24 protein-coding genes and 1 riboswitch are annotated in these 23,834 nt (G+C 60.5%); of the genes, 8 read left to right on the forward strand and 16 right to left on the reverse strand.

Annotated features, from left to right (window positions below; genetic code table 11):
* The first annotated feature begins 73 nt into the window (after positions 1-73).
* Complete coding sequence (metF, locus tag GH975_RS08910; protein WP_153714184.1) at positions 74-1,030, forward strand: methylenetetrahydrofolate reductase [NAD(P)H]; 957 nt, start codon at positions 74-76, stop codon at positions 1,028-1,030.
* 188 nt (positions 1,031-1,218) lie between these two features.
* On the forward strand, positions 1,219-1,497 hold the full coding sequence (locus tag GH975_RS08915; RefSeq protein WP_153714185.1) for a hypothetical protein: 279 nt from the start codon (positions 1,219-1,221) through the stop codon (positions 1,495-1,497).
* On the opposite strand, the gene GH975_RS08920 is transcribed toward GH975_RS08915, so the two are convergent.
* The 3 genes from GH975_RS08920 to GH975_RS08930 are packed head-to-tail and all read right to left on the reverse strand — an operon-like array spanning position 1,494 to position 3,880.
* Complete coding sequence (locus tag GH975_RS08920) at positions 1,494-1,934, reverse strand: regulatory protein RecX (protein ID WP_153714186.1); 441 nt, start codon at positions 1,932-1,934, stop codon at positions 1,494-1,496. The two genes, GH975_RS08915 and GH975_RS08920, sit on opposite strands and share 4 nt — an antisense overlap.
* Positions 1,934-2,797, reverse strand: coding sequence for an NAD(P)-dependent oxidoreductase (locus GH975_RS08925; protein ID WP_153714187.1), 864 nt, complete (start codon positions 2,795-2,797; stop codon positions 1,934-1,936). Before GH975_RS08925 ends, GH975_RS08920 begins: the two co-directional genes overlap by 1 nt.
* 15 nt (positions 2,798-2,812) lie before the next feature.
* Complete coding sequence (locus GH975_RS08930; RefSeq protein WP_153714188.1) at positions 2,813-3,880, reverse strand: 4-phosphoerythronate dehydrogenase; 1,068 nt, start codon at positions 3,878-3,880, stop codon at positions 2,813-2,815.
* Between the two features lie 91 nt (positions 3,881-3,971).
* Between GH975_RS08930 and mfd the strand changes: the two genes are divergently transcribed.
* Positions 3,972-7,382, forward strand: a complete 3,411-nt coding sequence (mfd, locus tag GH975_RS08935; protein WP_153714189.1) for a transcription-repair coupling factor — start codon at positions 3,972-3,974, stop codon at positions 7,380-7,382.
* The gene (locus tag GH975_RS08940; RefSeq protein WP_153714190.1) at positions 7,379-7,981 is read left to right on the forward strand and encodes a CsiV family protein; all 603 of its coding nucleotides are present in this window, start codon (positions 7,379-7,381) and stop codon (positions 7,979-7,981) included. Before mfd ends, GH975_RS08940 begins: the two co-directional genes overlap by 4 nt.
* Before the next feature lie 4 nt (positions 7,982-7,985).
* Here GH975_RS08940 and GH975_RS12060 read toward each other — a convergent pair whose 3' ends face one another.
* Together GH975_RS12060 and GH975_RS12065 are read right to left on the reverse strand one after the other, a co-directional pair.
* The gene (locus GH975_RS12060) at positions 7,986-8,537 is read right to left on the reverse strand and encodes a hypoxanthine-guanine phosphoribosyltransferase (RefSeq protein WP_153714191.1); all 552 of its coding nucleotides are present in this window, start codon (positions 8,535-8,537) and stop codon (positions 7,986-7,988) included.
* Positions 8,538-9,632: a mechanosensitive ion channel family protein gene (locus GH975_RS12065; protein WP_246164710.1), complete on the reverse strand. Its 1,095-nt coding sequence runs from the start codon at positions 9,630-9,632 to the stop codon at positions 8,538-8,540.
* Positions 9,633-9,756: 124 nt separating this feature from the next.
* On the opposite strand from GH975_RS12065, the gene GH975_RS08955 reads away from it, so the two are divergent.
* Positions 9,757-10,749: a zinc-binding dehydrogenase gene (locus GH975_RS08955; RefSeq protein WP_153714192.1), complete on the forward strand. Its 993-nt coding sequence runs from the start codon at positions 9,757-9,759 to the stop codon at positions 10,747-10,749.
* A gap of 3 nt (positions 10,750-10,752) precedes the next feature.
* Here the strand turns inward: GH975_RS08955 and glcF are convergent, their stop codons facing one another.
* The 7 genes from glcF to thiB form a co-directional block, all read right to left on the reverse strand.
* Complete coding sequence (gene glcF, locus GH975_RS08960) at positions 10,753-11,970, reverse strand: glycolate oxidase subunit GlcF (RefSeq protein WP_153714193.1); 1,218 nt, start codon at positions 11,968-11,970, stop codon at positions 10,753-10,755.
* 2 nt (positions 11,971-11,972) lie between these two features.
* The gene (gene glcE / locus GH975_RS08965; RefSeq protein ID WP_153714194.1) at positions 11,973-13,019 is read right to left on the reverse strand and encodes a glycolate oxidase subunit GlcE; all 1,047 of its coding nucleotides are present in this window, start codon (positions 13,017-13,019) and stop codon (positions 11,973-11,975) included.
* The gene (locus GH975_RS08970) at positions 13,019-14,518 is read right to left on the reverse strand and encodes an FAD-linked oxidase C-terminal domain-containing protein (RefSeq protein WP_153714195.1); all 1,500 of its coding nucleotides are present in this window, start codon (positions 14,516-14,518) and stop codon (positions 13,019-13,021) included. Before GH975_RS08970 ends, glcE begins: the two co-directional genes overlap by 1 nt.
* Before the next feature lie 95 nt (positions 14,519-14,613).
* A complete protein-coding gene (locus GH975_RS08975; RefSeq protein ID WP_153714196.1) occupies positions 14,614-14,955 on the reverse strand; it encodes a DUF805 domain-containing protein in 342 nt (113 codons plus the stop codon).
* A gap of 57 nt (positions 14,956-15,012) precedes the next feature.
* Complete coding sequence (locus GH975_RS08980; protein WP_153714197.1) at positions 15,013-15,627, reverse strand: thiamine ABC transporter ATP-binding protein; 615 nt, start codon at positions 15,625-15,627, stop codon at positions 15,013-15,015.
* Positions 15,614-17,125, reverse strand: coding sequence for an ABC transporter permease family protein (locus GH975_RS08985; RefSeq protein WP_170272605.1), 1,512 nt, complete (start codon positions 17,123-17,125; stop codon positions 15,614-15,616). Before GH975_RS08985 ends, GH975_RS08980 begins: the two co-directional genes overlap by 14 nt.
* A 10-nt stretch (positions 17,126-17,135) precedes the next feature.
* The gene (gene thiB / locus GH975_RS08990; RefSeq protein WP_153714199.1) at positions 17,136-18,122 is read right to left on the reverse strand and encodes a thiamine ABC transporter substrate binding subunit; all 987 of its coding nucleotides are present in this window, start codon (positions 18,120-18,122) and stop codon (positions 17,136-17,138) included.
* 48 nt (positions 18,123-18,170) lie between these two features.
* A riboswitch (TPP riboswitch) is annotated at positions 18,171-18,262 on the reverse strand.
* Between the two features lie 27 nt (positions 18,263-18,289).
* Here thiB and GH975_RS08995 point away from each other — a divergent pair.
* Entirely contained in the window at positions 18,290-18,895 is a 606-nt protein-coding gene (locus GH975_RS08995) for a thiamine diphosphokinase (RefSeq protein WP_170272606.1), read from the forward strand.
* On the opposite strand, the gene GH975_RS09000 is transcribed toward GH975_RS08995, so the two are convergent.
* From GH975_RS09000 to GH975_RS09015, 4 genes are all read right to left on the reverse strand, one after another.
* Entirely contained in the window at positions 18,862-19,305 is a 444-nt protein-coding gene (locus tag GH975_RS09000) for an NUDIX hydrolase (protein ID WP_153714201.1), read from the reverse strand. The two genes, GH975_RS08995 and GH975_RS09000, sit on opposite strands and share 34 nt — an antisense overlap.
* 33 nt (positions 19,306-19,338) lie before the next feature.
* Positions 19,339-20,382 (reverse strand): recombinase RecA, encoded by a 1,044-nt coding sequence (gene recA / locus GH975_RS09005; RefSeq protein ID WP_153714202.1) that lies wholly within the window; start codon positions 20,380-20,382, stop codon positions 19,339-19,341.
* A 106-nt stretch (positions 20,383-20,488) separates the two neighbouring features.
* On the reverse strand, positions 20,489-21,160 hold the full coding sequence (locus tag GH975_RS09010; RefSeq protein ID WP_170272607.1) for an HdaA/DnaA family protein: 672 nt from the start codon (positions 21,158-21,160) through the stop codon (positions 20,489-20,491).
* The gene (locus tag GH975_RS09015; protein ID WP_153714204.1) at positions 21,157-22,104 is read right to left on the reverse strand and encodes a DUF2066 domain-containing protein; all 948 of its coding nucleotides are present in this window, start codon (positions 22,102-22,104) and stop codon (positions 21,157-21,159) included. The genes GH975_RS09010 and GH975_RS09015 overlap by 4 nt, the downstream gene beginning before the upstream one ends.
* Before the next feature lie 85 nt (positions 22,105-22,189).
* On the opposite strand from GH975_RS09015, the gene purM reads away from it, so the two are divergent.
* Positions 22,190-23,215: a phosphoribosylformylglycinamidine cyclo-ligase gene (gene purM / locus GH975_RS09020; protein ID WP_153714205.1), complete on the forward strand. Its 1,026-nt coding sequence runs from the start codon at positions 22,190-22,192 to the stop codon at positions 23,213-23,215.
* Positions 23,212-23,832, forward strand: a complete 621-nt coding sequence (gene purN, locus GH975_RS09025; protein WP_153714206.1) for a phosphoribosylglycinamide formyltransferase — start codon at positions 23,212-23,214, stop codon at positions 23,830-23,832. Before purM ends, purN begins: the two co-directional genes overlap by 4 nt.
* The last annotated feature ends 2 nt before the right edge of the window (positions 23,833-23,834 follow it).

Raw genomic sequence — 23,834 nt, forward strand, 5'->3', positions numbered from 1 at the left:
ACAACTGGACATATAAAGAAATCCTTATATTATGGATATAACGCTATCTTTATATATCCACGGAGTGACTCATATGCATCTGCCTGCCCACGAACGCCGCAACCGCCTTGAACACCGTTTCGGCGCCCGCAAGCCCCCCAAGGTCAGCTTCGAGTTTTTCCCGCCCAAGTCTGAAAAAGCCGAAGCCAGCCTGTGGAAGACCGTGGACCGCCTGAAAGGCCTGTCACCTGAATTTGTCTCGGTAACCTATGGCGCCGACGGCAGCACGCGTGAACGAACCCACGATGTGGTCAAGCAACTGAGTGATAACAGCGGGCTTGCGACCATGCCGCATTTGACCTGTGTCGGCGCCGACCAAAGCGAAATTGACGACATCGCTGACGGCTACTGGGACATGGGTGTGCGCCGTATTATGGCGCTACGGGGTGACCCGGTCGGTGGCGCCGGCGAAAAATACCAACCGCACGCCGGCGGCTATCCCTATGCCGCTGAATTGGTCAGCGGATTGACCAAGCGCCACGACTTTGAAATCGCCGTCGCCGCCTACCCCGAAGCTCACCCCGAAGCCCCCAGCGCGCGCTTTGATTTGGACAACTTAAAACGCAAATTCGACAACGGCGCGTCGATGGCCGTCACCCAGTACTTCTTTGACACCGACGTGTACCTGCGTTTTCGTGATGCCTGTGTACTGGCTGGAATTGAAAAGCCCATCATTCCGGGCATTTTGCCCGTCACCAACTACGCCACCACCAAGCGGTTTAGCGATGCCTGTGGCACCAAAGTGCCGGACTGGATGGCGGATGCGTTTGACGGACTGGACAACGATGCCGAGACGCGCAACATGATCGCCGCCAACATCGCCATCGAGCAGGTACTGGCATTACAGGCCGAAGGCATTGATGAATTCCACTTCTACACCTTGAATCGCGCGGACCTGTGCTTTGCAGTGTGTCACGCACTCAAAGTTCGACCGGGCAAAACGGCACCGAATGATCCTGAGTCAACCAACTGGCGGCTGGCAGGCTACTAAGCCGCGACGTAACAAACTTCCAATCGCCAAAAATAAGTGTCATACTGCGCGCGAAATTTAGGCGCACCCCCTGACTTAGGACTTTGGTACGCCGTCCAGCAGACGGCGTTAGCCTGTGTTGACTAGACTTAAGGGGCTCAATAAAAATCAAATCGAGCTACCGCCAACTTGCCACAGGACGGTCACCTATGAATGCCACAGACCTGCACACGCACATCCTTCAACGCTACCAAAACCTGCTCCACGAACGGCTGGTATCGCGCCGCGCATCCGAAGACTACCTGTATTGGGTGCGTCGCTTTTTAAATGAACGCCATACACCGGACGCTATGCCCGACACCGGCGAAGTTGCGCGTTTCCTGCGCACCCTGAAAACCGACCGCCTCAGTTCCAGCGCCGAACGCCGCGCCGAGGTGGCATTGGAATTACTACAAGTCGAACTGATGGATCCGTCCGAAGTCGCCTAATCTTTGATCAGCGCATAGGCCATGCTTTGGGGATACCCCAGGGCAGCCAAAAACCGCAACCGGCGGGCCTGCTCTTTGGGCTCATCATCAACCGGTTGGTGACCGAACTTGCGCTCCAGCCTGTGCCGCGCCAACTCGAACCAATCAACGTCGGCTGCGTCCAGCGCGTCCCGAATCACCGGATCACTGATGCCCTTGGACTGTAAGTCCGCGCGAATTTTCAGCGGCCCTTGGCCCTTACGCACCCGCGACCGAATCAGGCTTTCAACGAAACGCTGGTCGCACTGCAAACCGTCGTCCGTCAGTCGCTGAACCACCGCCTCGGACTGCGGCCGCGTCAGTTCCAAGTCACGCATACCGCGCTCGACCAACTCGTCAAATCCGTATTCACGCCGGGCCAACCAGCCCATCATTCGGTCCCGAGGCGGTGCTTTCATTAGGGGCGCAGGGTGTTCAAGCGGGCCAACAAACTGGACGTGTCCCAGCGCGCACCACCAATGTTTTCAACTTCGCCATAAAACTGATCCACCAGCGACGCCACCGGCAAAGCGGCGCCGTTTTGACGGGCTTCACGCAAGCAATGGCCCAGATCTTTGCGCATCCACTCAACCGCGAAGCCAAAGTCATATTCACCGCGCGCCATGGTTTGGTAGCGATTTTCCATCTGCCACGACTGGGCCGCGCCTTTGCTGATAACTCCGATTACCGCCTCGACGTCCAGCCCGGCAGCCTGGGCGAAGTTGACGCCCTCGGCCAAGCCTTCGACCAGGCCGGCAATACAAATCTGGTTGACCATTTTGGTCAGCTGGCCGCACCCGGCCGGCCCCATCAAACGGTGCTGGCGGGCGAAGGCATCGATCGCCGGGGCAACCTGGTCGTAGGCCGCCTGATCGCCGCCGCACATGACCGTCAGCACGCCGTTTTCGGCCCCGGCTTGGCCACCCGATACCGGCGCGTCGATCCAGGACACGCCCTTTTGACGACAGGCCGCATCCATCTCGCGGGCCAGCTCGGCGCTGGTGGTGGTGTGATCGACAATGATCCGCGGGCAGTGTTCGGACGCCAACAACTGGCCGACCAGCGCACGCACATCCGGGTCATCACCGACGCACATAAACACCGCGTCGGCGCCCACACAGGCTTGGACCGGATCGGCGCTCCAGCGGCCGCCGGTGTCCCCGGCCCAGGCCTGTGCCTTAACCGTGGTGCGGTTGTAAACACAGGTCTCGTGGCCGGCGTCGTGTAAATGTTTAGCCATGGGGTAACCCATGACACCCAACCCTAAAAAAGCAACCTGCATAACGTTCCTTATAGTTCAGTCGTGTATTTCGCGGCGCTTGGGATAGCCGTCGCGCAATTGATCAAATGCGGCCGCCAAGGCAGCCCCGGTCAGGCCATCCAGCGCGGCCCGAAAACGCGCATCGTCCGCACGCACATCGTAAATTTGGTGGGCCCGCGTGATCCAGTCCAGCTCGCGGGCCTGGCGCGGTTTGGCCAACATCCCGGCGGCCACCTCGGATACGCTCGGCCCGCTGAACTCGACGCCCCAGTGCGCGGCCAATGACTGTGCCACCATCCAGGTACCGCGCAACTTGCCCTCCAGCGCGTGGCCAGCAATGTGCGGCGTCGCGATCCACGCCAGCGGCCACAGCTCGGGCATAATGTCCGGCTCGCCGTGCCACACATCCAGCGCTGCCCGCGGCGCATTGGGCTGTTGCAAGCGCGCGCGCAGGGCCGAATTATCAACCGCCCCGCCACGTCCGGCGCTGATCAGCAATTGATCCGCGCCCAACAAATCAAGCTCCGTTAGCCCCAGCAAATCGCGGGTCGGCGTCGGGCCTTGGGTAATCAGCGGCACGTGCACACTGATCACGTCGGCCTGGGCCAGGCAATCCGCCAGCGCCACGTGCTCGGGCAAGTCACCGGCGGCATGGCGCGGTGGATCGTTCAGCATCACCGTGCACCCCATGGCCGCAAGCCGCTGTGCGACGATACGGCCAATGCCGCCAACACCGATCACGGCGACGCGCAACGAATCCACCGCGCGGCCTTGGTCAGCGCACCAATGCGCCATCACCGACTCGACATAATCCGCCACCGCCAGCGCGTTACAGCCCGGCGCATTGGTCCAGCGAATGCCACGTTGCGCCATCAAATCGCGATCAATATGGTCAAAGCCAATCGTGGTGGTGCCAACAAAATCCGCCGACGTGTGCGCCATCAGCGCCGTATCGACCCGCGTCACCGAGCGAATCACCAGCGCGTCAACGTCCGCCAGCGCGGCCGGATCGGTGTGACGCCCCATCACCGGGACCAAGGTGCCCAAGGGTGCCAACCAGTGCTGGGCACCGAGTAATTTCGGATCAATCGCTATTCGTTTCATTCTAGGGTCTCGGTAATCAGCGCCCGGACCAGCCCACGGCGCCAAGCCGCTAAGGTATACTGCGCGCCTAAACACATCAAAGGCCGTTTCATTGAAGTTTCCGACTCCCGGTGACCGCCAAGCCTGGCAAGTTGCTGAATTTGCGTGGGCCTACGCCCTAGCCGAAGCCTGGCATCAAGCCCGTGGCCCGATCCTAGTCGTCACCCCAGACAGCGCCACCGCCCAGCGCTTGGAGCGCGAGGTCCCGTTCTTTGCGCCGGATGCGCCGATTATCACGTTGCCGGACTGGGAAACACTGCCGTACGACAGCTTTTCACCGCACGACGACATTGTTTCGGCGCGCTTGGGTGCGCTGGCGGAAATGCCCAACATCACCGAAGGCCTGATCTTTGTCCCCGCCCAGGTACTGGTCCAACGGCTGGTTCCAAAACACTGGTTGGACGGCGCCGCCTTTGCCATGCGCGTCGGCGAGTCGCTGGAAACCGAGAGCTTTAAAATACGCCTAGAACGGGCCGGTTATCGCCGCGTCGACACCGTCTATCAGCACGGCGAATACGCCATCCGTGGCAACTTACTGGATCTGTATCCGATGGGGTCGCCGCTGCCGTATCGGATTGACCTGTTTGATGACGAAATCGAAACCCTGCGCGCCTTTGATCCGGAAACCCAGCGCACGGTTAACCAGGTTGACCAAATCCGCTTGCTGCCCGCGCGCGAGGCGGCCTTGGACGAAGCCGGCATTCGCCGCTTTCGGATGAATTGGCACGACACCTTTGAGGACAACCCGCGCGATTGCCCGGTCTACAACGATGTCTCGGACGGGCTGCCGCCCAGCGGCGTCGAATACTACCTGCCGCTGTTTTTCGACGGACTCAGCACCCTATTTGACTACCTGCCCGCCGGCACCGTCAGCCTCAGCATCGGCGACATCGATTCCTCGGTTGACCGCTTCTGGAAAGACGTCGAGGCGCGCTACAACAACCTGCGCCATGACCGCTACCGTCCGTTACTAGAACCCAGTGCACTGTACGTCCGGGTCGAGGCGATCTACCAAAACCTAAACCAGATCGGCCGGTTGTTTGTCGGCCCGACGCCGCCCGGTAGCTGTGGCGTGTCGAAGTTGCCGGTCAAACCGCTGCCGGACGTGGCCCTGAATCCGCGCGCCCAGACCCCGATGGCGGCGCTGTATCAATTCGTCGACGGCTTCGACGGCCAGGTCCTGTTGGTCGCCGAGTCACCCGGTCGCCGAGCCTCGCTATTGGAACGCTTGGATGGCAACCACAAGCCGACCCAAGTGGATGACCTGGCCGGGGTCGCACGCGCCGCCCTAAATATGACATTGGGGGCGCTGGACCAGGGTTTTATCGTTGACGGTTTGGCGATCATCCCCGAAGCGGCCTTGCTGGGTACCCAAGTCCCCCAGCGCCGCCAGCGCAAAAAAACCGCGGTCAACAGCGACCTGCAACTGCGCGATCTGTCCGAACTCAACGAAGGCGATCCGGTGGTCCACGTCGAACACGGGATTGGCCGCTACAGTGGCCTTCAAACCCTGGACGTCGACAATCAGACCCTGGAATTCGTGACCCTTGAATACCGCGGCGGCAGCAAACTCTACGTGCCCGTGGTCGATTTGGATTTATTGGCCCGTTACTCCGGCGCCGACGTCGACAGCGCGCCGCACGACAAACTGGGCTCGGATCGGTGGAGCAAAGCGCGCAAAAAAGCCGCCGAGTCGGTCCGCGACAAAGCCGCAGAGTTGCTCGACATTTACGCCCGCCGTGCCGCGCGCCCCGGCCGTGCCCACGAGCTACACGAGCTGGAATACCAGCGCTTTGCCGACGAATTCCCGTTCGAAACCACGCCCGATCAACAGACCGCCATTGATGCGGTCATCGGCGATTTGCGGGCGCCGCACCCGATGGACCGATTGGTCTGTGGTGACGTTGGCTTTGGTAAAACCGAGGTCGCACTGCGCGCCGCCTTCGTCGCGGTCCAGGCCGGTTACCAGGTAGGCATCTTGGTGCCGACCACGCTGTTGGCCCAACAGCATTTCGAAAACTTCCGTGACCGCTTCAACGAGTTCCCGGTCAACATCGAACTATTGTCGCGCTTTCGCAGCAGCAAAGAGACCACCGCGGTGCTGGAAAAATCCGCCGCCGGTCAGGTCGACATTTTAGTCGGCACCCACAAGCTGCTGTCCCGGGACATGAAGTTCAAAAACCTGGGCCTGCTGATTATCGACGAAGAGCACCGCTTTGGGGTCAGCCAAAAAGAGGCGATGAAGTCACTGCGCTCCGAGGTCGATGTGTTGGCGATGACCGCCACGCCGATCCCGCGTACGTTGAATATGGCGATGTCTGGGCTGCGCGATTTGTCGATTATTGCGACCCCGCCGGCACGCCGCTTGAGCGTCAAAACCTTTGTCAAAAGCTTCGATTTGGCGCTGGTCAAAGAGGCCATGTTGCGCGAATTGTTGCGCGGCGGTCAGGTCTACTATTTGCACAACGACGTCAAAACCATCGAACGCACGGCCGAACGCCTGCGTGAACTGGTGCCCGAAGCCCGGGTCGTGGTCGGCCATGGCCAGATGCGCGAACGCGAACTGGAAAAAGTCATGAGCGACTTTTACCACAAGCGCTTCAACGTGCTGGTGTGCTCGACCATCATCGAGACCGGCATCGACGTGCCCAATGCCAACACCATTTTGATCGACCGCGCCGATAAATTCGGCCTGGCCCAGTTGCACCAGCTACGCGGCCGAGTCGGGCGCAGCCACCACCAAGCCTATGCGTATTTGCTGACACCTGACCCCAGCGCCCTGTCCGGCGACGCGGTCAAACGACTTGAAGCCATCAGCATGGCGACCGAACTGGGCGCAGGCTTTATGTTGGCCTCGCATGACTTGGAAATTCGCGGCGCCGGCGAGTTGCTAGGCGACCAACAATCCGGCCAGATGCAAACCATCGGCTTCAGTTTGTACATGGAAATGCTCGAGGAAGCCGTCAACGCGATCCGCGAAGGGCGCGAACCGGCCCTTGAAAAACCCCTGCGCAGCGGCGTCGAGGTCGACATTAAGGTGGCCGCCTTGATTCCCAACGACTGGCTGCCGGACGTGCCGGCGCGACTGGAGTTGTACAAGCGCATTGCCGCGGCCAAGTCCGCGGACGCGCTCGAGGACATTCGCATTGAAATGGTCGACCGCTTCGGCACCTTGCCCGACAGCGTGCACAACCTGCTGCGCCAAGGCCATTTGCGGGTCCGCGCCAAGCAGCTCGGCTTAAAACGCATCAGTGCCGGCGAAAAAGGTGGCAAGGTCGAGTTCGCGCCTAACACCCAAGTCCAACCTATGCACCTGATCAAACTGGTCCAAACCCTACCCATGCGGTACCGATTGGACGGTGCCGACGGGCTCAAAGTGGTGCAGGATTGTCCGACACCCGAAAGCCGCTTTGCGCTGCTGGAAGACCTGTTCGAAACCCTGAAACCGGAGTACGCCGCATGACCCCGATCATCCGCATCAGCGCCGCCCTACTCGCCCTGTCCGTGGCGCTAGTGGCCCAGGCCCAGGCGCGCTTTTACGAAGTAGAAATGCTGGTATTCAAACACCAAGACAGCCCGTTCGCGGTCGATGAAACCTTCGCCCGTGGCGACCTGCCCAGCGCACGCGCATCCCAGGTACTGGGCTTGGACGCGAGTTTGGTCGATGGCAACCTGACCTTGGTGCCCTACGGGCCGGGCGAGCGGACACTGTTGGCCGAAGCCGATCGACTTCAGGCCCAGGGCAAATCGGTGCTGTTTCACGAGCGCTGGTTGCATGGGCTGATGCCAAAAGGCCAAGACCGTCCAATCCGGATTACCGGCGGCCGTGATTTGGGGTTTGGGCGGGGCTTTGAATTAGACGGTTACGTCAATTTTTCGATTGCCAAGTTCATCGAATCCGAGGTCGATTTGGCCGTTCAGTACATCGTCGATGGCGCCGCCGAAGGGCCGGTGACGCCGCGCCTGACCGAAACCCGGCGCGCACGCTCCGGTGTCATCCATTACCTGGATCACCCGACCTTTGGGGTCTTGCTGACCTACGCGCGCACCGACATCGAGTAACCCGTTATTCGGGCATTGCGTAGATGCCCGGGGCGTTACGCCAAAAGCCTTTGTAGTCCATGCCGGCACCAAACAAGAAACGATCCGGGGTGTACAGGCCGGTGTAGTCGGCCTTGGTCAAACGGTCACTGCGACGGTCATGGATCTTGTCGACCAGCACCGCCGTTTTAACGCTGGCGGCACCCGCTTCCAGGCAGTGTGCCTTGATCGCAGCCAGTGTATGGCCTTCGTCCAAAATGTCATCAACCAGCAAAATCACCCGGCCTTTCAATTCGAACTGCGGCATCACCGACCATTCCAGTTCACCGCCACGGTCTTTATCACGGTATCGGCTGGCGTGGACGTAATCGACCTGCAGCGGAAAGGTCAATTTCGGCAGCAGACTGCCACAGGTCACAATACCGCCGCGCATCACGCACAAAATCAGCGGCATGGTGTCGCCCAGGCCTTTGGTGATGTTGGTGGCCATGCGATCCAAACAGGCGTCGACCTCGGTTTGGGTGGCCAAACAATCGGCGTCGGCCAATACCTGATTCAGCTCGTTAAGTGATTCCATTTAGTTAGCAGTCTCCATGCTGGCGATGTGCAAAGTTGAAGTGGGGAACGCGCATTGTGCCTCGTGTGCCTCGACGATGCCCAAAATTCTGAACAGAACGTCCTGTTTAACCGAGTGGTAGGTCACCCAGTCAGTGGTCTTGGTGAAGGTGTAGACAAAAAAGTCGAGCGAGCTGGACGCGAACTTGTCGAAGTTCACGATCAGGGTTTGGTTACCATCGATGTCCGCATGGCTGCGCAGCATGGCCTCGACGTCGGCGACAATGGCCGGCAACTTGGCGGCATCGTCGTAACGCACGCCGATGGTTTCGTAAATTCGCCGGTTGGTCATGCGCGACGGGTTTTCGACTGCAATCGACAAAAAGGTCGAGTTCGGAATGTACAGCGGGCGTTTGTCAAAGGTTCGAATACGCGTCAGCCGCCAGCCGATATGCTCGACCGTGCCCTCAATTTCGCGATCTGGCGAACGCACCCAGTCTCCGACCACGAAGGGGCGATCGGTGTAGATGAAAAAGCCACCAAAAAAGTTGGCCAGCAAATCCTTGGCCGCAAAGCCGACCGCAATGCCGCCGACACCACCAAACGCCAGCACCCCAGACAAACTGAATCCGAAGGCCTGCAGCACGACCAAGGATGCGGTGATCATCACCGCGACTCGCAACAACCGCCCGATCGCCTCGGCGGTGGTGCGGTCAATTCGATCGCTGCGGCGCGGATTACTGATCAACGCCGTTTCGTAGGCCTTGACCAGGCGAATCAGGAACCAGGCGATGGCCACGACCACGCCGGTCTCGCGAATCGGATCGACCCAATCACCCAATTCCGTGCCTAGTAATGCCACTTCGGCGGCGCTGCTAAGTCCGATCGTCCAGACACCCAGACGCGCGGGGCCTTTGGCACTGGTAACGGTGGCGTGCTTGAACCCAGGTTTAGTCGCCAACGTCGCTTCGAGCCGCGTGATCGCGCGGCGCACGAAATAACCGACCAACAAGGTGATGAAAATAACGGTAAAGACCCAAATCAAGGTCTCAGCTTGGTCACGCGACAACGACAAGGTGGCCAACAGCGGGTCGAGCCAGGTCCAAAATGCTTGCACAGCTAATCCTTAAATGACGAATGGCGAGGGTACCCAAATCGTCGCGGGCTGTCACACCAAACCCTCGTGTTTCAGCCGCACCGGCGCTACTCTAGGCGCACTAAAAAATCCAAAGGAAGTCCCCATGAAAGCCATGCTATTGCCCGCCTTCGGCGATTCGTTTATCGCCGGCGAAATACCGACCCCAACCCCCGGCGCCGGCCAAGTCCGTATCAAAGTTGAAGCGTCCAGCGTTAATCCCATCGACACCAAAATCCGCATCGGCGCGGTGCCCGCGGTCAGCCCGGCCCTGCCCGGCGTATTGCACGGCGATGTCGCCGGTACCATTGATGCGATCGGCGACGGCGTCACCGGCTTTGCCATCGGTGATCGGGTCTACGGCATTGCCGGCGGCTTCAAAGGCACCCACGGCGCCCTGGCCGAGTACATGGTGGTCAACCCCGCAATGATCGCCCACATGCCCACCAGCCTCGACTTTGCCGAAGCCGCAGCCATGCCGCTGGTGGCCTGCACCGCGTGGATCGCACTCTTTAACAAAGCCGGGCTGCAAGCAGGTGATCGTTTATTGGTTCAGGGCGGCACCGGTGGCGTTGGCCACATCGCGGTACAGCTGGCCGCACTGGCGGGTGCGGACGTGACCGCGACCGTGTCCAGCGATCAAAAAGCCGAGTGGGCGCTGCGCATGGGCGCCAACCATGCCATCCGCTACGACAAATGGGACGACGTCAAAGCCGAGGCCCAGGCGCGCGGTGACCTGGGTTTCGATTTGGTCTTTGACACCCCCGGCGGGATTGGTTTGGATCGCAGCATCGAAGCCTGCGCACGCAACGGCACCGTGGTTGGCATTGCCGGACGCAACGAACACAACTTGGGACTGGTCCACTCGATGGAGTTGACGCTGAAGTTTGCGTTTTTGATTGGTTACTTTGTCGATCCCAGCAAGCGCCAGCAAGACATCGGCGACATGCTGGCGAAGATGGCCGCCTTCGTCGACGCCGGCAAACTGACGCCGGTGATTGGTGAAAGCTACCCCATGTCCGAGGTCAACGAAGCGCACGCACGCTTAGAGCGCGGCGGCTTTATGGGCAAGATCGTGTTGACCCAAGACCTGGCATAACGCCTAGGCGCAGGCTTCGTCGATCAACTCGATCCAGTGTTTGACCGGCGTCGCCGCGCCCGTTTCGATGTGCAAGTGACAGCCGATATTGGCGGTCGCAATCACATCCGGCCGGCCCGCTTCCAGGGCCTCTACTTTGCGACCCAGCAGCTGTTGTGACAACTCGGGCTGGGTAATCGAATAGGTGCCCGCGCTGCCACAGCACAGGTGTGAGTCCGCCACCGTGGTCAGCTCGAACCCGGCCTCACGCAAGTAACGCTCCGCCACCCCGACGATCTTTTGACCGTGTTGCAACGTGCACGGCGCGTGAAATGCCACCTTGGTGTCCTTGGCCGCCAGCTTCAACGACTCAATAGACAAATCCGCAAACACTTCGGTCATGTCTTTGCACAGCGCGGCGACACGCTTGGCTTTGTCGGCATAGGCCGGATCGCCGGCCAACAGATGGCCGTACTCTTTAATCATCACCCCGCAGCCACTGGCGGTAATCACCAGCGCTTCGGCGCCCGCTTCAATCGACGGCCACCAGGCATCAATGTTGGCACGCATGGCATCCAACCCGCCGGCTTGGTCGTTCAGGTGATAAGCCACTGCGCCACAGCACCCGGCTTCGGGCGCGGCACGCAAGCTGATCCCCAGCCGATCCAAAATACGCGCGGCCGAGGCGTTGACGTTCGGGGTGGCGCCGGGTTGGGCGCAGGCATCCAGCACCAGCATGCTGCGTGCATGATCATTGACCGGCCACGGCGTGGCGGTGCGCTTGGGCGGTATTTTCTTGCCCAGTTTGCCCGGCACGACCGGTTTAAAGGCCTGGCCAACTTTAAGTAAGGCGGTGAACAACGGGCGATTGGGCAACACGCTGATCAGGGCCTGACGGGTCAAACGTTCGGTGAACGAACGCGGCACTTCTTTCTCGATGATGTGGCGCCCAATGTCGATCAACTTGCCGTACTCGACTCCCGACGGACAGGTGGTTTCGCACGAGCGACAGGTCAAACAGCGATCCAGGTGGGTACGAGTCTTTTCGGTGACCTCGTGACCTTCAAGCATCTGTTTCATCAGATAAATACGACCGCGCGGGCTGTCCAGCTCGTCACCCAAGACCTGATAAGTCGGGCAGGTGGCGGTGCAAAACCCACAGTGAACGCATTTGCGCAGGATCGACTCGGCGGTCTTGCCCTCGGGCGTATTCGCGTACTTTTTAACAATCGACGTTTGCATAATTAAAACTCGGGGTGGAAACGGCCGCGGTTAAACAGCCCTTTAGGATCGAAACTGGTTTTGATGCGGCTGTGCAGGGCTGCCATGCCGGCATCCAGCGGTTGGAACACCGGCGCGCCCTGACCACGATACAGAGTGGCGTGACCGCCCATCGCCTTAACCTCGGCACGCAGTTGCAGCGGGTCAACGTCGCTGGTGATCCAGCGCTGGGCGCCGCCCCACTCCAGTAGCGACGGTTCACTGCCGGCCATCGCCTGGACCGGTGCCACCTGGGGCACACTGACCCGCCACAGCGTTGGCGCCTCGCTGACTGACTCGTGGGTCAGCTCGCTCATCGCATGCCACGGCGCATCAACCACCGTGCCGCCCAATTCCGTCGCCGCCGCATCGACCGCACTGGCGGCGCCACTAAGGCGAATGTAGGCGACGCCCGCAGCCCAGGCCGTGGCGGTAATCGGCAGCGGCTTGCCAGCCAAGGCATTAAAACGCGCTACCGCGTCGGCCGCTGACATCTGAAACATCAGGGTGGTTTCGGCTTTGGCCACCGGCAGCACTTTCAAGCTGACTTCAGTGATCGCCCCGAGTGTGCCGTGGGACGCGGTCATCACACGGCTGATGTCATAGCCGGCGACGTTTTTCATGACTTCACCGCCAAAGCGCAAGTGCTCACCCTGGCCGTTGATCATGCGCACACCCAGCATGTAGTCACGGGCGCTGCCGGTGTAGGGGCGTGCCGGACCCGAGACACCCGTGGCGATGGTGCCGCCGATGGTCGCGGTCGGACCAAAACCGGGTGGCTCGAATGGCAGCGACTGGCCTTGTTCGGCCAGTGCCGCGTTGACGTCCGACAACAGCGTGCCGGCGCGCACCGTCATCACCAGCTCAACCGGCTGGTAGTTGACGATGCCCTGGTGGCCGCTGAGGTCGAGGGATTGACCGACAAACTCGGCGCCCAAAAAGTCTTTGCTGCGACCGCCATGGATCGCCAGCGTCGTGTCGTTATCGAAGGCCGTTTTAACCTGGTCGACCAGGGCCTGCGTCATGTCCATTAAAAACGCTCCAATTCAGGGTGTGGCAATTCGCCATTGTGCACGTGCATGTGGCCAAACTCGGCGCACCGGTTCAGGGTCGGGATGGCTTTGCCGGGGTTCATCAACCCCTTGTCATCGAAGGCCGCTTTAAAGTCGTGGAACTGCTGCAGTTCCGCACCCGGGAACTGGACGCACATTTCGTGGATCTTTTCGACGCCGACGCCGTGTTCGCCGGTAATAGTGCCACCGTGTTCGACACAGGTGGTCAAAATTTCCGAGCCATACTGGGCGGCGCGTTCCGCTTCGCCGGCATCGTTGCCATCAAACATGATCAGCGGGTGCAAATTACCGTCCCCGGCGTGGAACACGTTGGCACAGCGCAGGCCGTATTTTTGCTGCATGTCTTCGATCTTTTTTAGCACCGCCGGCAGCTCGCCACGCGGGATGGTACCGTCCATGCAGTAGTAGTCCGGGCTCATCTGGCCGACCGCGGGAAAGGCGTTTTTACGGCCCTTCCAAAACAGCTCACGCTCGGCATCATCACGGGCCACTTTGACCTCGACCGCACCGGCCTTGGTCAACACCGCACTGACGTCGGCGATGTGTTCGGCCACTTCCGCTTCGTTACCGTCGACTTCGCACAACAGCAGCGCCTCGGCCCAGGTCGGGTAGCCGGCATTCAAAAAGTTTTCCGCAGCTTGCAGGCTGAACTTGTCCATCATTTCCAAGCCGGCCGGAATGATGCCGGCAGCGACAATTTCACCGACCGCTCGACCGGCCGTGGCTAGGTCATCAAAGGCGGCCATCGCGACCTTGGTCACCGTCGGCGTCGGCAGTAACTTCAACTTGGCCTCGACCACGACCGCCAACATGCCCTCGGATCCGACCAAACCGGCCATCAAATCAAAGCCCTCGGTGTCCAGCGCTTGGCTGCCAAAGCTGAGTTCTTCGCCTTCGATGGTGATGACCGTGGCCTGCATCACGTTGTGAACGGTTAAGCCGTATTTCAAGCAGTGAACGCCACCCGAGTTTTCGGCGATGTTACCGCCGATCGAGCAGGCAATTTGGCTTGAGGGGTCCGGCGCATAGTAAAGCCCGTACGGGGCTGCGGCTTGGGTTACCGCGGCATTGCGAATGCCCGGCTCGACCGTGATCACGCGCGCCACCGGGTCCAGCGCCTTGATCGCGGACATTTTGGTCAACGACAACAGCACCCCGCCCTCGTGCGGCATCGCGCCGCCGGACAAACCGGTTCCGGCCCCGCGCGTCACCACCGGGATGTCCTCGGCATAGCAGGCTTTAAGCACCGCGATCACTTCCGCTTTGGTCGCCGGTAAAGCCACTACCATCGGTAAACGCCGATACGGCGCCAAGCCATCGGTCTCGAACGGACGCAGGTCTTCATCTTTGTGTTTGAGTTGCGAGGGCGTCAGAATCAACTGCAAGCGCGGGACGATGCGCGCGCGGCGCTCGTCAATCGTGGCTTGGTCAAGCAGGTCTTGGGTCATAGCGTTCATGCGGCAATCCTCGTTTGAGCGAGCTTAGTTATACCGCATGGTAAATTGGTCTGACCAATTTATCCAGTCATTGCCAACCCGTCACGCCAAACGTCTTAGTCCAGCGCCGGCGCAGGGCCCCACTCGTTTTCACGCGCGTCACCGGCGCGCAATCCAAAGTACAGTGTGGCGATAAAACCGATACCCGGTACCAACACCACCAGCCCCCACCAGCCGCGGTGCCCGATGTCGTGGATACGCCGCACCAGCAGCGCCACATAGGGCACGAACAACAATAGCCCCAGTAAGTTGGCAAGCCCTGACCACACTGCCCCCAAAATAATATTGGCGGCCACCGAGAACAGCGCCCACCACCAAAACTCGGCGCGAGAAGAGCGCGTATGGAAATCAAAGCACCGGTTGAACCCCATTTTTACTGCGTCGACAAAGCCAATCATATGTTCTCCTGTGTCTATGCCACGGTTATGCGGCCTGCGGACCAATAAAAAAACGGACTAATCGCCAATTCGGTAGCTGGGTGCGCCCAAACGCTCTAAATCGGCGGCGTCATGGGTAATCAGCAAAACCGTTTTGCCCTGACGATTGACCTGGCTCACGGCCGCCAGTGCATCCTCGCGGCTGGCCGGGTCCAATGCCGAAAACGGCTCGTCCAACAGCATCACCGGGCGCGGGCTGACTAAACAACGCGCCAGCGCAACGCGTTGCTGTTGACCGCCGCTGAGTTCCCCCGGCAAACGCTGGGCCAACTCGCCGATGTCCAGGGTCGCCAGTGCCGCCGCACACACCTGGCGCTGGACCGGATCCAGCAAACGCGGGGACAGCCCCAAACCGACGTTATCCAGCACCGACAGGTGCTCGAACAAATTATCGCCTTGAAACAGCACTGCGAACGGGCGATGACTCGGCCCCTGGGCCAGCACCGACTGATCCCCCCAACGGATGTCGCCGCTGTCGGCCACCAAAAAACCAGCCAACAGGTTAAACAGCGTCGATTTGCCCGCCCCGCTGGGGCCGACCACACCGAGCATGGCGCCGGCGGCGACACTGAAGTCAAACACCAAAGGCGGGTATTCGGGGTAGGTATAGGTCAACTGGTCAACGCGTAGCATGTGCACTCCGAGTGCGGTGAGCCCAAATAAACAACAGCCAAACCGGCAGCCACAGCCACAGCGCTAAGGCAAAGGCGTCCTGGGTTCGATAGCTGCCCAGCTTTTGATACAGCAAATACGGTAGCGTCTGGAAGTTTTCGGTGCCAAACAGCGCGATCACGCCAAAATCGCCCAGGCTTAGGCCAAACGCAAACACCCAGCCCCACACCAGCACCGGTTTTAGCACCGCCAAGTCAATCCGCCATACCCGGGTCACCCCGTGAAGCGCCCACTGCAGCGCCAAGCGGTCGCTACGGGTGTGATGGCGATCCATCGCCGGCCACAGCACGGCGCCGACGAAGGGCAGGCACAGCAACACATTGGACAACACCACGGCCGCGCCCGGTGACACCCATCCGCCGCCGCGGGCGAGTAAAAACAAGCCCAGCGCCAGCACCTGGGTCGGCACCATAAAGGCCAGCCAGGCCGACACCGACAACCAGCGATCCAGCCCGGAGCGACTGCGCCGTAATTGTCCCAGCACCCAGGCCATGGCGACCACCAGCGTCGCGCTTAGGCTGCCGACCCACAGCGAGGTCAGCGCCGCCTGTTGAACCGCGCGCTGCGACCACACCGCCAGCCACTGATCACCCAGTCCGCGCCAGAGCAAAGCCGCCATCGGCAGCAGCCAAAAACCCAGCACCAGCCAATACGCAATCGCAAAGCCGACCGTGCGCACCGGCCCAACGGCGCCGGTGCGATCGTTCAAAGCCAGCCACGGCGCGCGCGATCCAACCCAGGCCAAGGGCGCCAGTACCAGCAACTGCACCAGCGCAATCAGCGCCGCCCGGCCCAAATCAAAATCCAGTTTGATGGCCTGAAACAGCGCCACCTCTAGGGTCGCCCAGCGCGGGCCACCGCCCAGCACCAGCACAATCGCAAAACTGGTAAAGCACAGTAAAAACACCAGCCACCACTGGGTCACCAGCAGCCCACGGCTGCGCGGCCACAACAGCAACCCAAAGCTGCGGCGGCGACTCAGCCCCAGTTGCTGAACCAAGCGCTGCTGGTTATCCGGTACGCGCTGCCACTGCAATTCAAGTTGGGCGGCGACCCAAGGCGCGTTCAAAAACACGTGCGCGATCAGAATGCCGGTCAGCCCGTAAAGCCCGCCACTAAGGGGCATTAACCCTTTGCGGCCGTAGGCGGCGAGCACCATCAATACGACCACCAGAGTCGGCATCACCGGGACGGTGCTGAGCAAGGCCGACAGCCCGCGTGGAATCCAGCGGCGCGCCGCATGGTGGTGTAAAAACGCCAGCCCCAGGCCCAACGCCACCGACAAGGTGGCGCTGAGCGCGGCCTGAAAAACCGAACGGCCTAGTTGCTGCTGAAAGCGCGTGTCGAGCAAAAATTCAAACGGCAACCGACCGCCGGCGCTGACGATAGCGGTCAGTAACAGCCCAACCAGCCCCCACAGCAATAGATACAGTGCACGCGGCGGCCAAGCCCCGTGCACTCCGACGGGCCTACTGGCCAATCGCGCTCAAGAACTCGGCAATTACGGCCTCGCGCTGGGCTTCGACGCGCTTAGGGTCGGCCAAGCGGAACGGGGCCGGACGCGGCTGGACTTCAAAGTTGTCCGGCAGCGCCATGTCGATCACCGGGTAGGCCCAGTTACCAGTTGGAATTGCGCTTTGAAAGGCATCCGACAGGATAAAGCTCAAAAACTCGGCCGCCAATTGCGGCTGGTCGCTGGACGCCAAAGCCGCAGCCACTTCGATTTGGCCTTGATGGCCTTCCTCGAACGCGGCCCAGGCAAAGCGCTCATCGCTCTCTGCAATGCGGTGGTACGCCGGCGACGTGGTGTACGACAGCACCATGTCCGCTTCGCCCTGTAAGAACAGGTTGTACGCCTCGCTCCAACCCGGGGTGACGGTCAAAATACTGTCGGCCACGTCAGCCCAAAATTCGCCGGCGCGATCGCCGTAGACGGATTTAACCCACAACAATAGTCCCAATCCAGGCGTCGAGGAGCGCGGATCTTGGATCACTAATTTCACGTCCGCCGGCAGGTTGCGCAGGGATTCGAGGCTGCTGGGCACCTGGGTCAAACGGTCGCTTTGGTAAACAAAGGCAAAGATCGAGTAGTCAAAAGGTACAAAGGTGGCGTCGGTCCAGGGTAGCGGCAACGGCAGGCTCAAACGTTGCATCGGCCAATCGTGGGTTGCAAACAAGCCGGTGGCGCGCGCCAATTCCATGGTGTTGGTGTCCAAGCCCAACACGATATCGGTGTCGGTGCTGTCCCCTTCCAATTGAATTTTGCGCAGCAAGCCAATCGATGATTCACCGGTGACAAAGCGCAGATCGCACTCGCACTGGGCTTCAAAGGCGGCTTCAATCGCCGGCGCCGGACCCCAATCCGCGGCAAAGGCGTCGTAGGTCGACACCGTTAACACGGGTTTGGCCAGCGCCGACATCGGCAGCAATAAGGACAGGACTAGTGTTTTGTTCATGGCTCGCTCCAGTTAATTCACCAGGCGGCATAAGGTAGGACTCGGTCCGTAAAAGGACTGTGGTCTCCCTCCGCCAGCACAATCTGGTTCAGGTTCAATGGGTATTATCTCAGCACCGTGGTGCACCCCAGACGGGCACGATGGTATCGTCCTGACCCATGCAGTCAATGACTTTCGATCGACCGGTTCTTTTACTCGGCAACGCGCCCATTAACGCCGCCCTGGCGCGCTGGGTTGGCGATTGGTCCGGCCCCATTGTGTGCGCCGACGGCGGCGTGCGTCACCTGCCGCCGGGCCGGCACATCATCGTCGTCGGTGACATGGACTCTTACCAAGGGCCGGCGAGCACACGACTCCACGACCCCGACCAAGACAGTACCGACTTTGATAAGTGCTTAGCCTGCGTGCGGGCGCCGGAACTGATCGGCGTTGGCTTTTTGGGCGGGCGCTGGGATCACAGTTTGGCGGCGTTATCGTCGCTGGCCCAGGCACGGGATCCGATTCGATTGATCGACCATGAAAATTCGATTGTGCTGGTTGACGGCGACTATCAGGGCCGCCACCGGATCGGCGACACCCTCGGCGTAATCCCGATGCAGCGCTGTCAGTTCAGCGCCAGCCACGGCCTTGCGTATCCGCTGGACGGCGTGGTTTTGGAGTTGGGGGTGTGGGTCGGATCCAGTAACCGCATTACCGACGCCCACGTCAGCATCCGCGGCCAAGGCCGTTACTGGCTCAGTTATGCGTCGCCGCTAAAGCCCGATTCCGAGTAGATAACACCCTCGGCGGCCGCGCCCATCGCCGGCGCGATGTAGGGCATCCAGTCGGCAAAGGTCGCCAGGTCAACCCAGGCAATTTGATCGCACTTGTGCGGCTCCGCGTTGATGGGTTGGCCAGTGAAGTCGGCCCGATAAAACAGGTCAATCACGCGGCGCTGATCGGTTTTGCGGTGCAGGGTATGGACCAGCGTTAGGCTGGACGGATCAATGTCGACGCCGACTTCTTCGGCGCATTCACGAACCGCACAAACCGAGGCCGATTCACCCTCGTCGACGCCACCGGCCGGCGGGCACCAGTACCCGTCCATGTAACCGGTGTTGGCGCGTTTGAGCGCCAACACTTGACCATCACGTTGCAAAAACACATAGACCGCTACAAACACGCGATCGCGCGGTGCGCTCATAAAAAACGCGCCCGTGGGCGCGTTAAGTCTGACCTAGACAGCACTTTCGTCTTCGGGAACCTCATCGGCCTGGTCGACCTCTGGCGTCGGGCCGCTCAGCAAACGACGGCGTAATTCACCTTCGATTTCCTGGGCCATGCTCTGGTTTTCTTCCAAGAAACGGCAGGCGTTGGCTTTGCCTTGACCAATCCGGTCACCGTTGTAGCTGTACCAAGCGCCCGCCTTGTCGACCAGACCTTCCTTGACACCCCAGTCAATGACTTCGCCCATGCGGTAGATGCCCTTGCCGTAAATGATCTGGAACTCAGCCTGACGGAACGGCGGCGAAACCTTGTTCTTGACCACTTTGACGCGGGTTTCATTACCGACCACTTCGTCGCCATCTTTGATCGCGCCAATGCGGCGGATGTCCAAACGCACCGAGGCGTAAAACTTCAAGGCGTTACCACCGGTGGTGGTTTCAGGGCTGCCGAACATGACACCAATTTTCATTCGAATCTGGTTGATGAAAATCACCATGCAGTTCGAACGTTTAATGTTGCCGGTTATTTTACGCAGCGCTTGGCTCATTAAGCGGGCCTGCAAACCGACGTGGCTGTCGCCCATGTCGCCTTCAATTTCCGCACGCGGCGTCAACGCCGCCACCGAGTCGATGACCAACAGGTCAACACCACCGGAGCGCACCAGCATGTCAGCAATTTCCAGCGCCTGTTCACCGGTATCCGGCTGCGACACCAGCAGTTCTTTGACGTTAACACCCAGTTTTTGGGCGTATTCAGGGTCCAGCGCGTGCTCGGCGTCGATAAAGGCCGCGGTGCCGCCCGCTTTCTGGCATTCGGCGATCGCCTGCAATGTCAGTGTGGTTTTACCTGAGCTTTCAGGGCCGTAAATTTCAACGATACGACCGACCGGCAAACCGCCTATGCCCAGTGCAATATCCAGCCCCAAGGAACCGGTCGAAATGGCCGGAATCGATTCAATGGGCGCATCGCCCATGCGCATAATGGCGCCTTTGCCAAACTGGCGTTCGATTTGTCCAAGGGCGGCGTCTAGGGCTTTGTTGCGGTTATCGCTCATCGTCTTTGCTCTACTGATTTGAGGGGTTACCACGCTAGCGGCTTTGGTGCGCCGTTTCGCGTGGTATATGTGTATTTATACAGTAATATTTTGCCGACGCCAAGTGTCAGTCTTGGGCGTCGGAACGATCGCCCAGCAAGGTTCGGACAAAGGGCACGGTGACGACGCGCTGATCGCGCAGCGACGCCCGCTCGATCTGATTAAGCAAACCAACTAGCTGTTTAGTCGAGCGACCGTGGCGGCGCATCACATAGGCAATCACGTCCTCTCCCAGACGCAAATCCAACACCGCCGCACGCCGGCGCAGCAACCCAATCAGGTCGTCATCGGACAGCGGTCGCAGAGCGTACTGTGGCAACTGGCCCGCACGCGAACGTAAATCCGCAATCGCCCAGTCCAAACCGTCGACCGGCTCGGCGCTGAACACCCACAGCCGATGGCCCTGGTCCAGACAGCCATTCCACAGCGCAAACAACGCGTGCTCCCAGTTGGCATCCCCGACCACGCTGTCGATATCGTCCAGCACGACCGCGGTAAATTGATCCAGCCCCTCCAATACATCCGGGGTCAGCTGATCGTCCGCCAGCGACAGGTAAAACCCGCCGCGCTCGGCCACCCCCGCATGCGCCAAGTGCGACTTACCCGAACCGACAGGACCGTGCACCCACAGGCTATCGCCGGCCGCCACCGCTGCCACCACGGCGCTGTTTGGGCCTGGCTCAAAGGCCTCGAATCGGGTCGCGGGATCCGGCCAGGCGTTGAGCGTTTGCTGCCTCACGGGCGCGCCACAACGGCCAAGTCGACCGGGGTTTGATCCAAGGTGTTTATCGGCAAGCCGAGCCAGTCGGCCAATTGCTCGGGCCGCGCGCCTGTGATGACGCGAAAGCGTACGTATTGGGCGTCCGAATAAACCGGAAAGGCCTGTTCGACCGCGTCCAAACCGCGCAATCGGGCCATGAAGGGGGCAAAGTTGTTGGCCGTTAACCCAGCCACCGACAAACTAAGGTCGCCACTGCCGACTACCGCATAGTCGGCGACCAGCGTTGGCAGCCAGAACCCGTGGATGGCCAGGGCGACTTCGCCGGGTGAGGCAAAGGTTTGGTTCAAGCGGCGGCCATCGGCGCTGCGCAAGTTCAGCTGCCAACGCTCGCCGATACGCGCCAAGCGGCCGGCCACGTAGTCGTCACCGTAACGGCCATTGGCAACCTCGACGCCGTCGAAAAACAGACCCCACAATTCCGCATCCGAGACCAGACTGCGGTCGTCCGCGTCCCAGGCCGGCAAGCTGATCGGCAATGCCATACGCTCTGACTCGATCATCAGCGCCCGTTGAATGTCCAGGTCGGCACCGGCGGTCAATGGCTGGCGCCCGCGGCCCTCGTCCACCATCAGCCACAGCCAAGGGGTGGTGCGCGGGGTCGTCCACACCGGGCGACCAAGGCGCTGGACCGCTTGGCGAATCGATGGGTCGATACGGAATTCGGCGACCCCCGCAACCGGGTCAACCAACCCCCACGACTGGACCCACTCGTCCGGCTCGTCGGCCAGCGCCGACAACTCGGCATCCAGCGTTGAACGACCCGTCAAACGCGCAAGCACGGTCATCACCGCGGCCCCTTTGGCGCTGCGTTCGTCGCCGCTGTAGGCAAGGTCGGTCACTTGATACAGGCTGGCCCCGGCTGAACTGGACAGGACGATCAAACAAAATAAAAAAATTCGCACGAAATTAACGATCCGTTAGTGATTTAACTGCATCTTATCGTTTGTCGAGGGTAATATGCGCGTTTTCAACGGGTTTGAGGTCAGGATGAGCGACGCAAAAGGATTGGATTACCGCGCAGCGGGTGTGGATATTGATGCCGGTAATGAGCTGGTCAAGCGCGTTGGGCCTTTGGCGGCGGCGACACGACGCCCCGAAATGCTGGGATCCATCGGCGGCTTTGGCGCACTGACTCGACTGCCTAAAGGCTATGACGAACCGGTATTGGTCAGCGGCACTGACGGTGTCGGCACTAAGTTACGTTTGGCGCTGGACAGCAATCAACTCGACGGCATCGGCATCGACCTGGTCGCGATGTGCGTCAACGATATTTTAACGCTGGGCGCGGAACCGCTGATCTTTTTGGATTATTACGCGACCGGTCACTTGGATGTAGACCAAGCAACTCGCGTCATCGCAGGCATCGCCGAAGGCTGCAAACAGTCCGGGGCGACCTTGGCGGGCGGCGAAACGGCGGAAATGCCTGGCCTATACCACAACGACGACTTTGACCTGGCTGGGTTTTGCGTAGGCGTGGTCGAAGAAAAACGCATCGTCAACGGCACCACCTGCGCGCCCGGCGACGCGATCATCGCACTGCCCTCCTCCGGCCCGCACTCCAACGGCTACTCGTTGGTGCGTAAAATTCTTGAAGTCTCCGGCGCCGACACCCAGCAAGACCTGGACGGCAAGCCGCTGATTGACCATTTGATGGCGCCGACAACCATTTACGCCAAGCACATTTTGACCTTGATGAAAGACGTGTCGATCAAGGCCATGTCGCACATCACCGGCGGCGGGTTGATTGAAAACTTGCCGCGTGTGTTGCCCGACGGCATCGGTGCGCGGATCGACATGGACAGCTGGGAAACCCCGGCGGTATTTGACTGGCTGCAAAACGCAGGTGGCGTCGACAGCCACGAAATGAACCGGGTCTTTAACATGGGCGTCGGTATGGCGATCATTGTCGACGCGGCGGACGCGGCGGCGGCCTTGGCGGTACTCGGCGCGATGGATGCGGAACCTTGGTTGTTGGGCGAACTCAACGACAGCGGTGAACTGACGCTGGCATGAGCATCGTGGTGCTAGCATCCGGCGGCGGGTCGAACTTTCAAGCCCTACTGGATGACCCCGTAATCGCGGCCAAGCTGTCGGCGCTGGTGTGCAATCGCCCCGGCGCGGGCTGCCTGCAACGTGCCGCCGACGCCGGTTTGGAATGTGCCCTGGTCAACCACCAGGACTACGATGGGCGTGCGAATTTCGAACGCGCGCTGATGCAAGAAATCGATCGCTATCAGCCAACCCTATTGGTGTTGGCGGGTTTCATGCGCATTCTAGAGGCGCCCTTTGTCAATCACTACGCCGGGCGCATGCTCAACATTCACCCGTCGTTGCTGCCCAAATACAAGGGCCTGAATACCCATCAGCGTGCGATTGATGCCGGCGATTGTGCGGCCGGCGTCAGTGTCCACTTGGTCACCGCCGAATTGGACGGTGGCCCGGTCATCGGTCAACGCCAGGTGCCGATTGAACCGGACGACAGCGCCCAAGCGTTGGCGTCGCGAGTACTGGTCGCCGAACACCAGCTTTACCCCGCGGTGATTCGTGCGGTGCTGAGCGGGGACTTGGTATTCGCGGGCGGCGGACCCACCTTTAAAGGCCAACCGATCGCACAACCACTGCCGTTCTAGGG

Source organism: Litorivicinus lipolyticus (genome assembly GCF_009650135.1).
Taxonomy (GTDB): domain Bacteria; phylum Pseudomonadota; class Gammaproteobacteria; order Pseudomonadales; family Litorivicinaceae; genus Litorivicinus; species Litorivicinus lipolyticus.